Below are 16,385 nucleotides of genomic sequence, written 5' to 3'. Positions count from 1 at the left end.
GGGGGGGGGGAGGCTAGGGGCGGGGTGCGAGCGCCTCCAGCACCTGCTGCTGGACCGCCGCCGTATTACTCGCCACCAGGGATACCGGATGCACGCCGGAGACTGAAATGCCCACGTTCTCGGGCAGGTCACCCTCCAGAGTGGAGGCGACGCCGCCAGCCTCACGGATCAACGGCAGAAGAGCCGCCACCTCATAGAAAGACAGGGACGGATCAACCACAGTATCCACGGCACCCTCAGCGAGCATACACGCCGCCCAGAACGAACCGTACGCACGGGAACGACCCACTGACCCCAGAAGCTGTATAAACTCGCCAGAGCGGTCCACAGCGCCTTCAGAGGCTGTCTTCCAGGACGCGAGGTCGGTGTACGCGGCAGATAGCTGATCCAGCTGAGTCAGCGAGGACACCTCAAGACGAGTCGCCTGTGCCAAAGACTTACCCGTGTACGCGCCCGAACCGCGAGCAGCCCACCAGCGGCGGCCCAGCGCGGGTGCAGACACCACACCCACCACCGGCTCACCCTGATCCAGCAGAGCAATCAGAGTCGCCCACACCGGCACGCCGCGGCGAAAATTATCCAGCTCAGCAATCGGCGCAATCACCCACTGGCGCGACGCCTGACCGTTATAGCCAGCATGCTCACCGGCAATACCGTCGCGAGTACGCACACGCGATAGCTGCGCGCGCAGAAGCTCCTCAACCTCCTGAGCCACACCCGAGGCGTAATCGACCGGTTCCTGCTCCTGCACCTGCGGCTCCGCGGGCTGCTGAGTAGCCTGCTGCCACGGCGCCAACGGCGTTGCGGCGGGTGCCGCCTCAGTGGGCTCTACCACCTCGGAAGCGGGGGAGAAGACCGGGCGGTCACGAAAACGCATGGCGCTCACACGATCGACGCTATCGGCAAGAATATGCGCAAGACGCAAATCGTCGGTGTACTGCTGGGGACGGCTCATAGTAATGCTCTTCTTCAGTATTCGGTGATGTAGTCAGCAAAAATGTGCGTGTAGTGCTGTGTGTAATGCAGTGGAGAGAACCTAGACGAGAGCGCCCAGTTCCTTCTCCGAATCGCCCTCTTCAGGAGTCAACAGCAGCAGCTTACGCAAGGACTCCAGGCGGGCGGGACCGCTCTCACCGGCACGACCGGCAGCAACGTACGCCTCCAGACCGCACTCGGGAGCCTGCGCCGCGTGAGTACACGCCTTCGGGCAATCCGCCGCACCGGGCGCCAAATCCACGAACGCCTCCACGACGGTCTCCGGCGGCACATGCGCCAGACCGAAAGAACGAATACCCGGAGTGTCAATAATCCAGGTGCCCGGCTCCATCGGATCGCCATTCGCATTCACCGGACGCAACGCCAACGCCGACGAGGAGGTGTGGCGGCCACGACCCGTCACCGCGTTCACATGACCGGTCGCACGCTCAGAGCCGGTCAGCGCATTCACCAGGGTCGACTTACCCACACCCGAATGGCCCAGAAGCACCGACACCTGACCCAGTAGCTCCTGCAGAAGCTCCTGAACCGGTGCCGACTCCAAACCGGCAGCACCCTCCTGACTAGGTGCCAAACCATCCGAAGACGAAGACAGCACAATCTTCAAACCGCTCGCCGCATAGTAATCCAGCAGGTTCTGCGGGTACCGCACATCGGTCTTCGTAATGCACAGAATCGGCTCAATCCCGGCGTCAAACGCCGCTACCACGGCACGGTCAATGAAGCCGGTGCGCGGCTCCGGGTTCGCCGCAGCAACCACAATCACCAGCTGCTGAGCATTCGCCACAACTACGCGCTCCGACGGGTCAGTGTCATCGGCGCTACGGCGCAGAATCGAGGTGCGCTCGCCCAGACGCACAATGCGCGCCAGGGTATCCTTCGCGCCGGAGGTGTCACCCACCAGGTCCACAAAGTCGCCGGTTACAATCGCGGTGCGGCGTAGCTCCTTAGCGCGCGCCGCAATGAGGGTACGCTCCTTCTCGGTACCCTCATCCACGACGACCGACCAGCGGCCGCGGTCCACCGTAATGACCCTGCCACGAATCGCTTCTTTGAAGGTCGGGCGGTCCTTCGTGCGGGGGCGGGAGCCCTTCTTGTTGGGGCGCACGCGCACATCCGACTCATCCCATTCGGAGAAATCGCGCACGTTCATGCGGGAAGAACCCATTTAGAAGACCTCCTGGTCAGCGGTAGCATCAGCGGTGGAGGCGCCGGTCTGCCATTGCGCCAGCATGTCCTCCCACATTGCGGTAAATTCGGGCATGGTCTTAGCTACGGTGGCTACGTTCTGCACCACCACATTGGGGCGGCGCAGACCAATAATCGCCGCGAAGGTCGCCATACGGTGATCGTCGTAGGTGCGCGCCAGAACCTGCGCAACCTCCGCGGCAGCGGGGATGGGCGCCTCAATCACCAGCGAATCGGCGGTGTCGTGGGCGGTGCCTCCCAGGCGGTTAATCTCAGCGGCGAGCGCTGCGAGGCGGTCCGTCTCATGACCGCGCAGATGCGCAATGCCGGTCAGCTCAACGCGGCCCTTCACGAAAGCGCAGGCAGCCGCCATGGTCGGCGCCAACTCGCCACCGGCAGACAGGTCAAAGGAGAAGTCACCCTCGGGAAGCTGCGCCGGACCGGTCACGGTCAGACGGCCCTCAGCGTAGCGAACCTGCGCACCCAGCGCGGGCAGAAGCTCACGCCACATATCGCCCACCTGGGTCGTACCCGCCGAAGAGTCAGCCGCGGGTGCAGGCCAATGAGGAATAGTCACCGACTCGCCGGTAACCACGGCGGCGGCAAGGAACGGACCGGCATTCGAAAGGTCCGGCTCAATGGTCATCTCAAATCCGGGGAAAGAACCGGGATGAACCGTCCAACGGTACTCGCCACCCTCTGCTTCATTGGCTTGGTTCGGGTAGTGCTCCTGCACCTCGATGCCCATCTGGCGCAGTGCCTCCACGGTCATCTGAATGTGCGGGATGGACGGCACCGAAGAACCCTCGTGCACCAGCACCATACCCTGCGGTAGGCGAGGCGCCATCAGCAACAGAGCCGAAACGAACTGGGACGACGTGGAAGCATCAATACGAACCACGGGCGCCTCAGGAACACCCTCTGCGCTCGCCAGGCCGGGGGAGCGCAGTACGAAGGGCAGAGCGTTCTCGCCCTGCTCACAATCCACCTGCACGCCCAGCTGACGCAGACCCTCCAGAACCGGACCCATCGGACGCTGACGAGCATGCGGGTCACCGTCAAAAGCGAACTCACCCGGCAGCAGCGCCGCCAGGGCGGGCACAAAACGCATCACGGTACCGGCAAGACCGCACTCAATCGACACGGTGCGCGACTGAGCGGAATCGGACTGAGCCTGTGCGGAATGCGCTTCCACAAAGCTCAGGGGAGTAACCTTAACATCCGGACCGAACGGCGAATCGGTCGGCACCAGCTCAATACCCGCCCCCAGCTGACGCAGCGCCTCAATCATCAGCGCCGAATCGCGCGAATGCAGCGGCGCACGCAAATACGAGGGGGAATCAGCCAGAGCAGCAAGCAACAGATAACGGTTCGTGAGCGACTTAGAACCCGGAATATGCACCAGCGCGTTCTTGCCAGCGGTGTCGCTGGAGGCGGGTGCCAGGGGAGCGGGCCAATCACCGGGGGAAAGCTGCACTGCTGCGTCGCTCATATATCCTCTTCTGGTTCAAATCATGGGGAGGGCGCAGACTCAGAGACGCTGCGCCGGTTGATGTCTACCCCTATTCTACCGGTTGAGGGTTTGCGAGCCGCTGAGGGCTCCAGCGATGAGATAGGCAGCGCGAACCAAGCAACACGAACCAATCAATACGCGTAAAGGCGGTGCACCGTTATTGGTGCACCGCCTTCACTCATCATCAGATGTCTGTACCCCCAGCGGGGCAACAGCTTGGGGCAGCTTAGAGGTTAGCCTCGGCGCAGAACTTCTGCACATCCTGCAGCAGACGAGCCTTCAGCTGCTCGGGCGCCTGCTGAGCGCACGAAGAACGCATCTTCTCACGAATCATCAGCTCAAAGTCCTTCACATCCGCGCACTCGGGGCAGGCATCCAGATGCGCCTGAACTGTGCGCAGCTGCTCGGGGCTCAGCTCCCTATCGAGGAATTCATAGAGGCGCTTGAGGGACGACGAGCAGGGCTGGCCGCCGCAATCCTCTAGCGGCTCAGAAGCCGCGGAGGCTTCGGGGACAGAAGAATTCTTGTCTGTGGTTGACATCGGGGTTCCTTTCACACGGAAGGTATAAAGCGTTAGGGGAGTTTAGCCTCAACCTCATGGGGGGCTAACTCACGTGTAGAAGAGCGGAGCTAAGAATCCGCAGGCGCCTCAGAACGAGAGCTCGCCGGTGGGGACTTTACGCCCTTGGCTTGGCAGCCTTAGCCGGCTGCGCCTTAGCACCTGCCTTCGGTGCAGCTTTCGCCTCAGCCTTCGCTTCTACCTTTGCGATAGTCGAAGGGCGCAGACCGTTCTCACGCGCATAATCGAGCAGCTTCTCACGCAGAATACGGCGGCCACGATGCAGACGAGACATCACCGTGCCCAGAGGGATATCCAGAATCTCCGCAATATCCTTGTACGCGAACCCCTCCACATCGGAGTAGTACACCACCATGCGGAAATCCTCAGACAGCTCGTTCAGAGCCTCACGAACCTCCGTATTCGGCAGGGCACTCAGCGCCTCCGCCTCGGCAGAACGCAGACCCACCGCATCATGCTCACCGGCCTGAGCCAGCTGCCAATCCTCCACCGTCTCACCCTGAGACTGCTGCGGCTCACGCTGACGCTTACGGTACAAATTGATGTACGTATTCGTCAGGATGCGGTACAGCCACGCCTTCAGGTTCGTACCCTCGGTGAACTGGTGGTACGAAGCAAAAGCCTTCATGTAGGTTTCCTGCACCAAGTCTTCAGCATCGGCAGAGTTGCGGCTCATCCGCAGGGCAGCAGCGTAGAGCTGATCCACATACTGCATAGCGTCCGCGGTAAAGCGTTCGCGTAGCTCGCGGGTATCCGCCGCGGTGTTGGTTTCAGCCATGTTTCTCCTCTACAGGAACGCGCCAGGCGTTCACATCCATAACGTAGAATTCTTCTCTTTATTCCGCAGAACGCGCACAAACATCTGCGGGTAAAGCAAAACCCCGGGTCCGAATAATATCCGAAACGCCGGGGTTTTAAAGTGTATGCAAGATACCTTATGCGTTGGGGCGCTTACCGTGGTTTGCGCCGCCCTTACGACGGTCCTTGCGCTTACGACCGCGCTTGCTCATCAGAGCCTCCTTATAGTGTTCATGGATGCACGCCCCACCTTCGCGGTGCGTGCCCCCTATTACCTGCCCTAGCAGAGGCGGTCACCGAAAACCGGTGCTCCACGCTATAAGGGCAACGCCGTCTATTTTTTCATAGAAACGGCATGATTGCATCTTGGAACCGGGATATGAGCTAAAAAACACGAACTTTCTTCGCATCAGCTCACAACCCCAGCCGGGGGAGCGGGCTCTTAGCCGTGCTCAGGAATGTTCAGCCAGTTGTACCAGCCGCGGTGCAGAACCAGCCATGCCATCAGACCGTAACCGGACTGACCCGGGCGGCCGTCATTCGCGGCAAGATCGTTGCGCCACTGCTCGTGGTGAAGCAGCGGGTTGAACGTATCCACGTACACGTGGTTACGGCGGGTCACCACATCCGCGTATGCCGCCGACAGGTCAGCGATACGGCGGTTACGCTCAGCGTCCAAGGTCGGCGGCGGACCAACGACCAGAACCTTAATATTGTTCTGCGACGCCATGTCCACAATGTTCGCCAGGTTCAAACGCGAACGAGCGCTGGTCAGACCCAAATCAATGTCAAAGGTCGACGGAGCAATAATGAGGCGGTTATCAGCACCGGGAACGAAGCGGCGGCGCGCCTCCTCGAACCAGCGTGCATTCAGCTGCTCGCTACCTTCATTGGGGGCGGCAAGGTTATATGCCGCAATGGATGCGGTGGTCTGCGGGGTGCGCGCCATAACACGGCCAAACCAGCCGAGGGTACGGGGATCGCCAACACCGGCGAGCAGGTCATCGCCGACTGCCACAATTCGAATATTGCGTTGCTCCACGGAATTCTTTCTTCAGCAGGATGCGCCCGCCGTGAGAGGCGGCAAGGCACGTGAGTAATAGTCTTTATATCTAGGATAAGCGCTTACCGGCCTCTTTTCGAACTTAATACCCTATCCGGTAAGTATCCGAGACTAAAAAACCCGTCTGCCCGCCAGAAACATCTGACGGGAAGACGGGTTTTGAAGAGCTAAATCATCAGCCGATTAGCTGTAGAAGACCTTAGCCTTCGAAGACCTGCTTGAGCAGAGCCTCAGCCTCAGCTGCGTGCAGCTTACCGGTACCAGCAGCCGGGGAAGCAGCTGCGGAGCGGGAAGCAAGACGCATACGGCGGTCGATCAGCGGCTGCAGGTTGAGAGCCATGAACGGCCACTGACCCTGGTTAGCAGGCTCGTCCTGAGCCCACACAACGTCGGTAGCGTTCGAGTACAGAGCCAGCTGCTCCTTGATCTCCTGCTCGGGCAGCGGGTACAGCTGCTCCACCGAGACAATAGCGGTCTTGGTGTCGCCGCGGCGCTCGCGCTCAGCTTCCAGATCGTAGTAGAGACGACCGGACACGAAGACCACACGCTCAACCTGAGCCGGGTTAATACCCGAACGGTCACCAATCACCGGCTGGAACGAACCCTCGGTGAAGTCCTCGATGGAGGACGCGGCAGCCTTCAGACGCAGCAGCTGCTTGGGGCTGATCACCACGAGCGGCTTGTACGGACGGTGCTGAGAGTGGCGACGCAGCAGGTGGAAGTGCGAAGCCGGAGTCGAGGGGCATGCAACAGTCATGTTGTTCTCAGCGCACAGCTGCAGGTAACGCTCAACACGAGCCGAGGAGTGGTCAGGACCCTGACCCTCGTAGCCGTGAGGAAGCAGCATAACCAGCGAGGAGCGCTGGCCCCACTTCTGCTCGGAGGAAGACACGAACTCATCAATGATGGTCTGAGCGCCGTTTGCGAAGTCACCGAACTGAGCCTCCCACACCACGAGCGAGTCGGGGCGCTCCACCGAGTAGCCGTACTCGAAGCCGAGAACGCCGTACTCAGAGAGGAAGGAGTTGTAGATACGGAACTTGCCCTGGTCCTCAGAGAGGTGCTCCAGCGGCGACCACTCTTCATCAGTGATGTGGTCGTGCAGAACAGCGTGACGCTGAACAAAGGTACCGCGCTGAACATCCTGACCGCTCATACGAACGTCGGTGCCCTCCATCAGCAGCGAACCGAAGGCGAGCAGTTCACCCATACCCCAGTTCACGTTGCCGGTGCGGCCCATCTCAACGCGCTGCTCCATGAGCTTCTTCAGCTTCTTGTGGACGGTGAAGCCCTCGGGAGCCTTACCGAACGCGTCAGCGATGTGCTGCAGAGTCTCACGGGAGATTGCAGTCTTACCGCCGTGAACGACCTCGGTGTTCTGCTGAGCAGCAGGCAGTTCCAGACCGGAAACGTGCGCGCCAGCAGGAGCCGGTGCCGAAGACTGAGTCTCGACGAAGATAGCGTCCAGCTTCGAGTGGTAGGAGTCCAGAACTTCGTCTGCCTCTTCCTGAGAGACATCGCCACGACCGACCAGGTCCTGTGCGTACAGGGTGCGGGTCGAGGGCAGGACGTCAATATCCTGGTACATCTTCGGCTGGGTCATCGACGGATCGTCAGCCTCGTTGTGACCGCGGCGGCGGTAGCAAATCAGGTCAATGACAACGTCGCGACCGAAGCGCTCACGGTACTCGAATGCCAGGCGTGCGGCGCGAACCACTGCATCCGGGTCATCAGCGTTGACGTGGAAGACCGGAGCCTTGGTCATACGCGCAATGTCGGAGGCGTGGGTTGCGGTGCGGCCGTCGTTCGGCAGGGTGGTGAAGCCAATCTGGTTGTTCACCACAACGTGCACGGTGCCGCCGGTGGTGTACGCCTTCAGGTCAGCCATCTGCAGGGTCTCCATGACGATGCCCTGGCCAGCGAACGCTGCGTCACCGTGAATCAGAATCGGCAGGACCGGGTGACCCTCAACGCCCTGCTCGCGGTAGACGTCCTGCTTAGCGCGGACGATACCCTCGAGCACGGTGTTTGCAGCCTCAAGGTGCGAGGGGTTAGCAGCCACGTACACCTGGGTCTGCTTACCGGAATCGGAAGTGAAGACACCCTCGGTACCGAGGTGGTACTTCACGTCACCGGAGCCACCCTCGTAGGGTGCTGCGGTGCCGGAGAACTCACGGAAAATCTGAGCGTAGGACTTACCAGCAATGTTGGTCAGCACGTTCAGACGACCGCGGTGTGCCATACCAATGGCAACGCCCTTCAGGTCGTTGTTAGCGGCCTTGTCCAGAACAGCGTCCAGCAGCGGAATCAGGGACTCGCCGCCCTCCAGGGAGAAGCGCTTCTGACCCAGGTACTTGGTCTGCAGGAAGTTCTCGAATGCCTCAGCCTCAACCAGCTTGGAGAGAACGCGCAGCTGCTCCTCGCGGGTGGGCTTAGCAACGCCGCGCTCCAGGCGCTCCTGGAACCATGCGCGAACCTCGGGGTCCTCAGAGTACATGTACTCAACGGACAGGGAACCGGAGTATGCCTCGTGCAGGCGCTCCAAGATGGTGCGCAGCGGCAGACGCTCGGAACCGCCGAAGCCACCGGTCGGGTAGACGCGGTCCAGATCCCACAGGGTCAGGCCGTAGTTCTCCAGCTTCAGGTCCGGGTGCGAACGCATCTTGTAACCAACGGGGTTGGTTGCTGCGGTCAGGTGGCCGTGCACGCGGTACGCGTGAATGAGCTGCTGGATACGTGCAACCTTGGAAATCTCGTGAGCGTCATCGACGTGGTTGTCGCGTGCCCAACGAACCGGCTCGAAGGGAACCTTCAGGTCGCGGAAGATTGCGTCGTAGAAGTCGTCGCCGCCGAGCAGGTAGTGCTCAACCAGCTTCAGGAACTCACCGGAACCTGCACCCTGAATGACGCGGTGGTCGTAGGTGCTGGTCAGGGTGATGATCTTGGACAGACCCTGCTGGGTGATGAGCTTCTCGGACAGGCCGCGGAACTCAGCCGGGTACTCCAGCGCGCCCACACCGATGATGGCTGCCTGGCCCTTGGAGAGGCGGGGCACCGAATGGACGGTACCAATACCACCGGGGTTGGTCAGCGAAACAGTGGTGCCGCGGAAGTCCTCAATGGTCAGCGCGCCGTTACGGCCACGCTTAACGATGTCGTTGTATGCATCCCAGAACTCGCGGAAGCTCAGCTGCTCAGCACCCTTGAGGTTCGGAACGACCAGGTTACGGGAACCATCGGGGCGGGGCAGGTCAATAGCCAGACCAAAGTTCACGTGTGCGTTGTGGATTGCAACGGGCTTGCCCTTCTCGTCCACACCGTAGGTCACGTTCATCGAAGGCATCGCTGCCACTGCGCGAATCACAGCGTAACCAATGATGTGGGTGAAGGAGACCTTGCCGCCGCGGGTGCTTGCCAGGTACTTGTTGATGGCAGCACGATTCTCAATGAGCAGCTTTGCGGGGACCGCACGAACGGTGGTTGCGGTGGGGACAGTCAGCGACTCTTCCATGGTCGTGACAACTGCCTTAGCAGGGCCGCGGAGGGGGACAATCTTGTCTTCAGCAGGTTCCACAGGTTCAGCCTTCTTGGTAGCAGCGGGAGGGGTGGGGTTAGCAGGCGCAGCCGCAGGCTTCGGTGCCGCGGGGGCGGGAGTTGCTACAGGTGCGGCAGGTGCAGCCGGTGCGGCGGGGGCCGCAGCAGGAGCTGCACTAGCGGTACCGGCGCCTCCCAGCGCCTTGTCGATGGTCTCAAAAATGGGCCACCATGAAGGGTCCACGAGGTTCTTGTCCTTCTGGTAACGCTCGTACTGTTCTTCAACGAACCATTCGTTACCGGCAAATTCCTCAGGCACCAGATGTTCTGGCAGATTTGGCACGTTAAACGCCTCTTCCAATTAGTGTGAATTTATCCGTCGCGTCCGGGACTCTCCCCGGCATAGACGACCCGCGTCTTCGAGGGGCGAATCATCACGCTGAGCATGTGCGCATCGCCTAAGATGGTGGCCGTATGTGCGGGGTGTGCACCGTACAAACCTGCCTAGCGTGCCGTGAACGTCGGGGTTCATCCGCTTGCTTGGCGGCACACTCATGCTCCTATGTATAAGTGTAAAGAGAATCACGGTGAACTTTCCAGCTCATCGCGCCATATCCGCAATGCAATTTTTCACTCTTACGGATTAGCAATGAGCCGCGTGCGCAACAAGTGCTGTCTTGCACGTGTGAGCAGGCACTCTACAGCACCGGGAAGAGACGAAACCTTCGCTAAAATATGGGGTATGGATGACCCTTTGAGTAAGACTCTGACTACTAACCAGCGCAGAATACTGCCCGCGTACTCTGCGCAACACGGCACTGTAACACCCAAAAACACCACCTCCGATGCTCAGCATCTGGACAGCCTGACTGCGGGGCTGCCCCGCCAAGCCCAAGGCGCAGCACACCAGTCGATGGAGGCGGTGGCTGAGTGGATCTGATTCTCCTACTCATCGGCCTGCTCCTCATCCTGGGTACCGGCTTCTTCGTCGCCGTAGAGTTCTCCCTCGTGGCACTCGAAACCGCGACCGTGCAGCAGGCAAAAGACTCCGGCGATAAAGCCGCCGACGCCGTCCTGCGCTGCCTCAAAACCCTCTCCACTCAGCTGTCCAGCTGCCAGATCGGCATCACCATCACCACGCTGCTGACCGGTTACACCCTCGACGCCGCCATCAAGGCGCTCACCACCGGCGCCATCAGTAGCCTGGGTCTGCCCACCAGCGTGACCGACGTACTCACCCTGGTGCTGGCGATGCTCATCGCAACCCTGCTCTCCATGGTCGTCGGCGAACTGCTGCCCAAAGGCCTCGCTATCGCCGAACCCTACGATGTGGCGCGTCGAGTCGCCCCCGCGCAGCTCGCCTTCACCCGCGTCATGTCCCCGCTCGTGCGCGTCATGAACGGCTCCGCCAACTGGATCCTCGGACGCTTCGGCATGGAAGCCAAAGAAGAACTCTCCGCGGCACGCACCCCCGAAGAGCTCTCCTCCATGGTTCGTCGCTCCGCAGAAGAAGGCACCCTCGACTCCGACGCGGCACGCTTCGTGGACCGCACCCTGCGCTTCTCCGAGCTGACCGCCTCCGAAGTCATGACCCCTCGCGGCCAGGTCGCCATGCTCGAAGACACCGCACCCGTTGCCGAAGTCATCGAACTGGCGCGCTCCACCGGCCACTCCCGATTCCCCCTCTACAAGGGCGACCACGACAACATCGTGGGCGTCGTACACGTGAAGAAGGCGGTCGGCGTGCCCCCGGAGGTTCGCGAAACCCTCGAAGCCGGCGCCCTCGCAGAAGACGTGCTGCAGGTCCCCGAAACCCTGCACCTGGATGCGTTGCTCACCCAGCTACGCCAGGGCGCCCTGCAGCTCGCCGTAGTCCTCGACGAATACGGCGGAACCGCCGGCATCGCAACCCTCGAAGACCTCGTCGAAGAAATCGTCGGCGAAGTCTCCGACGAACACGACCGCGGCCGCACCGAACGCCCCCTACGCTACGGCAACGGCGACTGGGTGTTCTCCGGCCTGCGCCGCCCCGACGAAATCAACACCCTCATCCCCGGGCTCGAGGTTGAGGAAAGCCCCGAATACGAAACCGTCGGCGGCTTCATGATGGAACGCCTCGGCCGCATCCCCGAAGTAGGCGACAGCGTCCCCGTAACCGGCGGCACCCTGCGCGTCGACACCCTCGAAGGCCGCCGCGTGGACCGCATCCGATTCACCCCCGCACCTAGCGCACAGGAACAGACCGAGAAGGGAGGCAACGCATGAACGACTGGGTAGCCATCGCACTGCTCGTCATCCTGCTCGCCGGAAACGCCTTCTTCGTCGCCGGTGAATTTGCCATCATGTCCACCCGACGAGCACAAATCGAACCGCTCGCCGAAGAAGGCAATAAGCGAGCGCAGACCGTCATCTACGCCCTAGAAAACGTCTCGCTCATGCTCGCCACCTGCCAGCTGGGCATCACCATCTGCTCCCTGCTGATCCTGAACGTCTCAGAACCGGCGCTGCACCACCTGCTGGAAGTGCCCCTGCATCTGGTCGGCCTGCCCCACGCCATCGTGGACGTAATCGCCTTCGGCATCACCCTGATCCTGGTCACCTACCTCCACGTGATCTTTGGCGAGATGGTTCCCAAGAACGCTGCCGTGACCCTCGCGGCGCGCGGCGTGGCGCTCTGGATCGTGCCGACTCTGGTGACCTTCTCCAAGATTTTTGCCCCCGTGGTCGCCCTGCTGAACAACCTGTCCAACAAGCTGCTGGCGCTCATGAAGGTCGACACGAAGGACGAAGTCGCCTCCACCTTCACCCTGGGCGAGCTGCAGACCATCGTGGCAACCTCAACCGCGGAAGGCACCGTGGAAGACGATGCCGGCGTGATTGAAAGTGCCCTCGAATTCACTGAGAAGGACGTCTACGAAATCATGGTGCCCGGCGATAGGCTCGTCACCCTGCCCTTCGGCAGCACCCCCGCCGAACTGGAACGCGCCGTGGCACGCAGCGGCTACTCCCGCTTCGTCATTACCGACAGCGACGGAACCTACATGGGCTACCTGCACGTGAAGGATGCCCTCGCCATCGCCCCCGAGCGGTTCGACGAGCCCTTCCCCTGGTACAAGCTACGTTCCCTGGACACGCTCACCCCGACCACCGATATTGACGATGCGCTCGCCTCCATGCAGCGCAGCCGAACCCATATCGCGCAGGTTATGGATGAGCAGGGCGTAACCCTCGGCGTGGTCTTCCTTGAAGACGTGCTGGAGGAGCTCGTTGGTGAAATCAACGACACCACCCAGGATGCGGTGCGTGAGCGTGTACGCCGACAGCAGTCGCGTGAAGCCCAGTAATAAGCCCAGTAGCCGTATCGTGAGATACCTCGAATAAAACAGGGAAATCTTGAACACACAGCCCGCCCGGTGCCCTCGTCAAAGAGGGCGAGGGGCGGGCTGTTTTGCGGTTAAAAACGTCTTATGGATGCCCCCAAGGGGCACTCTCAGACGGAGGGATGAAGCGGCAGTATAAAGTAGCGGTGGGGGAGCGCAGTAGGCTGAGCTAACTATCCCTGTTGCATAAGCTACTGACAGGGAAAAGGGTTGCCTAACAGCACCCAAATGACACCAATAAAGAGTTGTTTATACGGGTGTGCGCATGATGTAGTTAAGGAACCTACAGACTAGAACGAACCGAAAGAGAGCCCTCATGTCGCACCCGAAGATCACCCGCAAGCACTTCCTCACCGCAATGGGCTCACTCGCTGCGTCCTCCCTGCTGCTGGCAGGCTGCGCAACCGAGAACAAGACCTCCTCCGGTTCGTCCTCCTCGGCTGGCTCTAACAAGGGCAAGGTGAAGGTCGTCGCCTCCACCGACGTCTACGCAGACATCGCCAAGCAGGTTGGCGGCGACTACATTGAGGTCACCGCGCTCATTGCCTCCACCAGCACCGACCCCCACTCTTACGAAGCCACCAGCGCCGACCGTCTCAAGGCAAAGGACGCATCCCTGATCGTCATCAACGGCGCAGGCTACGACCTGTTCCTCGAAGACCTCGCAGGCAAGGACAACGCCTCCCAGAAGATCGTGAACGCGGTCAAGGTCAGCGGCAAGCTCACCGACGCCGAATACACCCACCTGGTCGAGGACCACCGCGGCGGCGAACACCACGAAGACGGCGGCGACCACGCCCACGCACACGAGTTCAATGAGCACCTCTGGTACGACTTCGAAACCATGAAGAAGGTCGCCCAGAAGATCGCTGAAGAGCTCGCAGGCCTCGACTCCGCACACGCTGAGGCGTTCCGCACCAACGCATCCACCTTCTCCAAGGAACTGGACGCACTGGACGCAGCAGCTAAGGCAATCGCCGGTGAAGGCAAGAAGTACCTGTCCACCGAGCCCGTGCCGGACTACCTGATTTCCTCCACCGGCGCAGAGAACGCAACCCCCAGTGAATTTGCTGAGGCGGCCGAAGCCGGCAACGACGTCCCCGCACTCGTCCTGAAGGAAACCAAGGACATGGTCACCGAGAAGAAGGTCCAGCTACTCGCCTACAACGAGCAGACCTCCACCTCCCAGACCAACGAGGTGCTGCAGGCCGCTAAGGACGCCTCGGTGAACTACGTATCCTTCACCGAAACCCTGCCGGAAAACACCAACTACCTGGCATGGATGAAGACCAACGTCAGCAACCTCGAAAAGGCGCTCTCCTAAGTGACTGACAACAATAACGGTGCCGCCCCCGCGATTTCCATTCGCGGGGGTAGCCTCGCTTTCGGGGCCCGCACCCTCTGGAAAGATCTAACCCTCGACATCGGCGCAGGCGAATACTTCGCCGTGCTCGGACCCAACGGCTCCGGCAAGTCCACCTTCCTCAAAGTCGTTCTCGGCTTGACCGGACTCAACGCCGGAGAAATCTCTGTGCTCGGCAAACCCGCACGTTTGGGCAACGCTGGCGTCGGCTACGTACCGCAGCAGAAGTCCATCCCCACCTCCACCCCGATGCGTGCCCGCGACCTCGTGGGACTTGGCGTGGACGGGCACCGCTGGGGCATCCGCCTGCACGGCCGCAAATACCGCGCCAAGGTTGACGAACTCCTCGAAGCCGTCGGCGCGACCGAATACGCGAACGTGCCGGTGGGGCTGCTCTCCGGCGGTGAGCAGCAGCGCCTGCGTATCGCCCAGGCGCTCGCGAACGACCCGAAGATTCTGCTGGCTGACGAGGCGCTACTCTCCCTGGACCTCAACCACCAGTACGCGGTGGCTGAGCTGATTCACCGGTTCAACCGTGAACGCGGCGTGGCGGTAGTGTTCGTGACCCACGAAATCAACCCCATCATTGAGCATGTGGATCGTGTGCTCTACCTGGCGAACGGTCGTTTCACGGTCGGGTCGGTGGAAGAGGTCATGACCAGCGAGACTCTCACCTCCCTGTACGGAACCCCGGTGAGCGTGCTCAAGTCTAATGGCCGTTACGTGGTGGTGGGTGAGACTCACGCCAGCGACCACTGCCATATTGAGGGCACCGACCAGAACATTCACGGCTCCCACCTGAAGTCTGGTCTCTCTGAACCGCAGCGCACCCTACACCTTCCGGGAGGAACCACTCGATGACCATTCTTGCTTCCCTCCCCACTCTGGCTCCGGTTGCTGCCGCGCAGAATGATTTGCTCTCCCGTATCTTCGTCTTTGACCGCTATGGTGAGCTGCTGCAGATGCTGCAGAACTCTATTTTTGCTGGCGCTGTTCTGGGGCTTATCGGTGGTTTCGTCGGTATTTTCGTGATGATGCGCGACCACGCCTTTGCGGTGCATGGCATTTCTGAAATGTCTTTTGCGGGTGCCGCCCTTGCCCTGTTGCTCGGCTATGACGTGGTGACCGGCTCCATGATTGGTTCGATTGCCTCGGCTCTGCTGATTGCGTTTCTGGGTTCCAAAGCGAGTGAATCAAACTCGGTGATTGGTGCGCTCATGCCGTTTGGCTTGGGCTTGGGTATTCTCTTCCTCTCCCTGTACCAGGGCCGTAGCGCGAATAAGTTTGGTCTGCTGACCGGTCAGATTGTGTCTGTGGACGCCGACCAGCTGCACACCATGATTATTGGTGCGGTGGTTATTATTTCCCTGCTGGTGATGGTGTGGCGCCCGCTGAGCTTCGCCTCCCTGGACCCGGAGGTGGCGCGCGCTAAGGGCGTGCCGATGCGCTTCCTGTCCCTGGTGTTCATGGTGATTCTGGGTATTGCTGTGGCGCTGTCGGTGCAGGTGGTCGGTTCGCTGCTGGTGCTGGCGCTGCTGATTACTCCGGCGGCTGCGGCGATGCAGGTAACGGCATCTCCGGTGCGCACCCTAATCCTGTCGGTGCTGTTCGCGGAGGCGTCCATTGTGGGCGGTATTCTGCTGGCTCTTGCCGGTTCGCTGCCCATTAGCCCCTACGTGACCAGTATTTCCTTCCTGATTTATGTGGTGTGCCGTGTGATTGGTGGCGTGAAGCGTCGCCATAGCGCGTCGGGCCGCCAGCTGGCTGAGAAGGCATAAGACCTATAGAAAGAGCCCCACCTCGGGAATGAGGTGGGGCTCTTTCGTTGTCGTGCATGGATGCCGGCTGTGAAAAGGGGTTTCTCCCGGTGCGGCGTGGGCTTAGTCTGCGTGGCGTTGTGTTGCCTTGTCCAGATTGCTCTGTCCAGATGCCCTGTGTGTCGTGCTGTAGCGGCGTCAAAGATCTTGAAG

Annotated in this window: 13 protein-coding genes; 5 read left to right on the top strand and 8 right to left on the bottom strand. The window is 60.9% G+C overall.

Annotated elements, in window-relative coordinates:
- Window positions 1–13 precede the first annotated feature (13 nt).
- From HMPREF2971_RS08310 to HMPREF2971_RS08280, 8 genes are all read right to left on the bottom strand, one after another.
- A complete protein-coding gene (locus tag HMPREF2971_RS08310) occupies window positions 14–955 on the bottom strand; it encodes an inositol monophosphatase family protein (protein WP_070692441.1) in 942 nt (313 codons plus the stop codon).
- A gap of 81 nt (window positions 956–1,036) precedes the next feature.
- Window positions 1,037–2,164, bottom strand: coding sequence for a ribosome small subunit-dependent GTPase A (gene rsgA, locus HMPREF2971_RS08305; protein ID WP_049342178.1), 1,128 nt, complete (start codon window positions 2,162–2,164; stop codon window positions 1,037–1,039).
- Window positions 2,165–3,676 carry a 3-phosphoshikimate 1-carboxyvinyltransferase gene (gene aroA, locus HMPREF2971_RS08300; RefSeq protein ID WP_070692438.1) on the bottom strand — a complete coding sequence of 504 codons (1,512 nt, stop codon included), beginning with the start codon at window positions 3,674–3,676 and terminating at the stop codon, window positions 2,165–2,167.
- A 247-nt stretch (window positions 3,677–3,923) separates the two neighbouring features.
- Complete coding sequence (gene rsrA, locus HMPREF2971_RS08295; protein WP_049337831.1) at window positions 3,924–4,238, bottom strand: mycothiol system anti-sigma-R factor; 315 nt, start codon at window positions 4,236–4,238, stop codon at window positions 3,924–3,926.
- Between the two features lie 136 nt (window positions 4,239–4,374).
- Complete coding sequence (locus tag HMPREF2971_RS08290; protein WP_246825099.1) at window positions 4,375–5,055, bottom strand: sigma-70 family RNA polymerase sigma factor; 681 nt, start codon at window positions 5,053–5,055, stop codon at window positions 4,375–4,377.
- A gap of 157 nt (window positions 5,056–5,212) precedes the next feature.
- Window positions 5,213–5,287 (bottom strand): 50S ribosomal protein bL37, encoded by a 75-nt coding sequence (locus HMPREF2971_RS09475; protein ID WP_095343185.1) that lies wholly within the window; start codon window positions 5,285–5,287, stop codon window positions 5,213–5,215.
- Window positions 5,288–5,517: 230 nt separating this feature from the next.
- Entirely contained in the window at window positions 5,518–6,117 is a 600-nt protein-coding gene (locus HMPREF2971_RS08285; RefSeq protein WP_005505446.1) for a GDSL-type esterase/lipase family protein, read from the bottom strand.
- A 220-nt stretch (window positions 6,118–6,337) separates the two neighbouring features.
- Window positions 6,338–10,015, bottom strand: coding sequence for a multifunctional oxoglutarate decarboxylase/oxoglutarate dehydrogenase thiamine pyrophosphate-binding subunit/dihydrolipoyllysine-residue succinyltransferase subunit (locus HMPREF2971_RS08280; protein WP_070692435.1), 3,678 nt, complete (start codon window positions 10,013–10,015; stop codon window positions 6,338–6,340).
- A gap of 587 nt (window positions 10,016–10,602) precedes the next feature.
- Here HMPREF2971_RS08280 and HMPREF2971_RS08270 point away from each other — a divergent pair.
- From HMPREF2971_RS08270 to HMPREF2971_RS08250, 5 genes are all read left to right on the top strand, one after another.
- The gene (locus tag HMPREF2971_RS08270; protein ID WP_070692432.1) at window positions 10,603–11,937 is read left to right on the top strand and encodes a hemolysin family protein; all 1,335 of its coding nucleotides are present in this window, start codon (window positions 10,603–10,605) and stop codon (window positions 11,935–11,937) included.
- Window positions 11,934–13,016: a hemolysin family protein gene (locus HMPREF2971_RS08265; RefSeq protein ID WP_070692430.1), complete on the top strand. Its 1,083-nt coding sequence runs from the start codon at window positions 11,934–11,936 to the stop codon at window positions 13,014–13,016. The genes HMPREF2971_RS08270 and HMPREF2971_RS08265 overlap by 4 nt, the downstream gene beginning before the upstream one ends.
- A gap of 352 nt (window positions 13,017–13,368) precedes the next feature.
- On the top strand, window positions 13,369–14,376 hold the full coding sequence (locus tag HMPREF2971_RS08260) for a metal ABC transporter solute-binding protein, Zn/Mn family (RefSeq protein ID WP_012903249.1): 1,008 nt from the start codon (window positions 13,369–13,371) through the stop codon (window positions 14,374–14,376).
- On the top strand, window positions 14,377–15,276 hold the full coding sequence (locus tag HMPREF2971_RS08255) for a metal ABC transporter ATP-binding protein (RefSeq protein WP_005508610.1): 900 nt from the start codon (window positions 14,377–14,379) through the stop codon (window positions 15,274–15,276). It begins immediately after the preceding gene.
- Window positions 15,273–16,193 (top strand): metal ABC transporter permease, encoded by a 921-nt coding sequence (locus HMPREF2971_RS08250; protein WP_070692427.1) that lies wholly within the window; start codon window positions 15,273–15,275, stop codon window positions 16,191–16,193. Before HMPREF2971_RS08255 ends, HMPREF2971_RS08250 begins: the two co-directional genes overlap by 4 nt.
- Window positions 16,194–16,385 lie beyond the last annotated feature (192 nt).

Origin of the sequence: Rothia sp. HMSC066G07 (assembly GCF_001814485.1) — a bacterium.
In the GTDB taxonomy this organism is placed as follows: Bacteria; Actinomycetota; Actinomycetes; order Actinomycetales; family Micrococcaceae; genus Rothia.
Note: the sequence above shows the minus strand (reverse complement) of the source record. Positions and strands in the feature narration are given on the sequence as shown.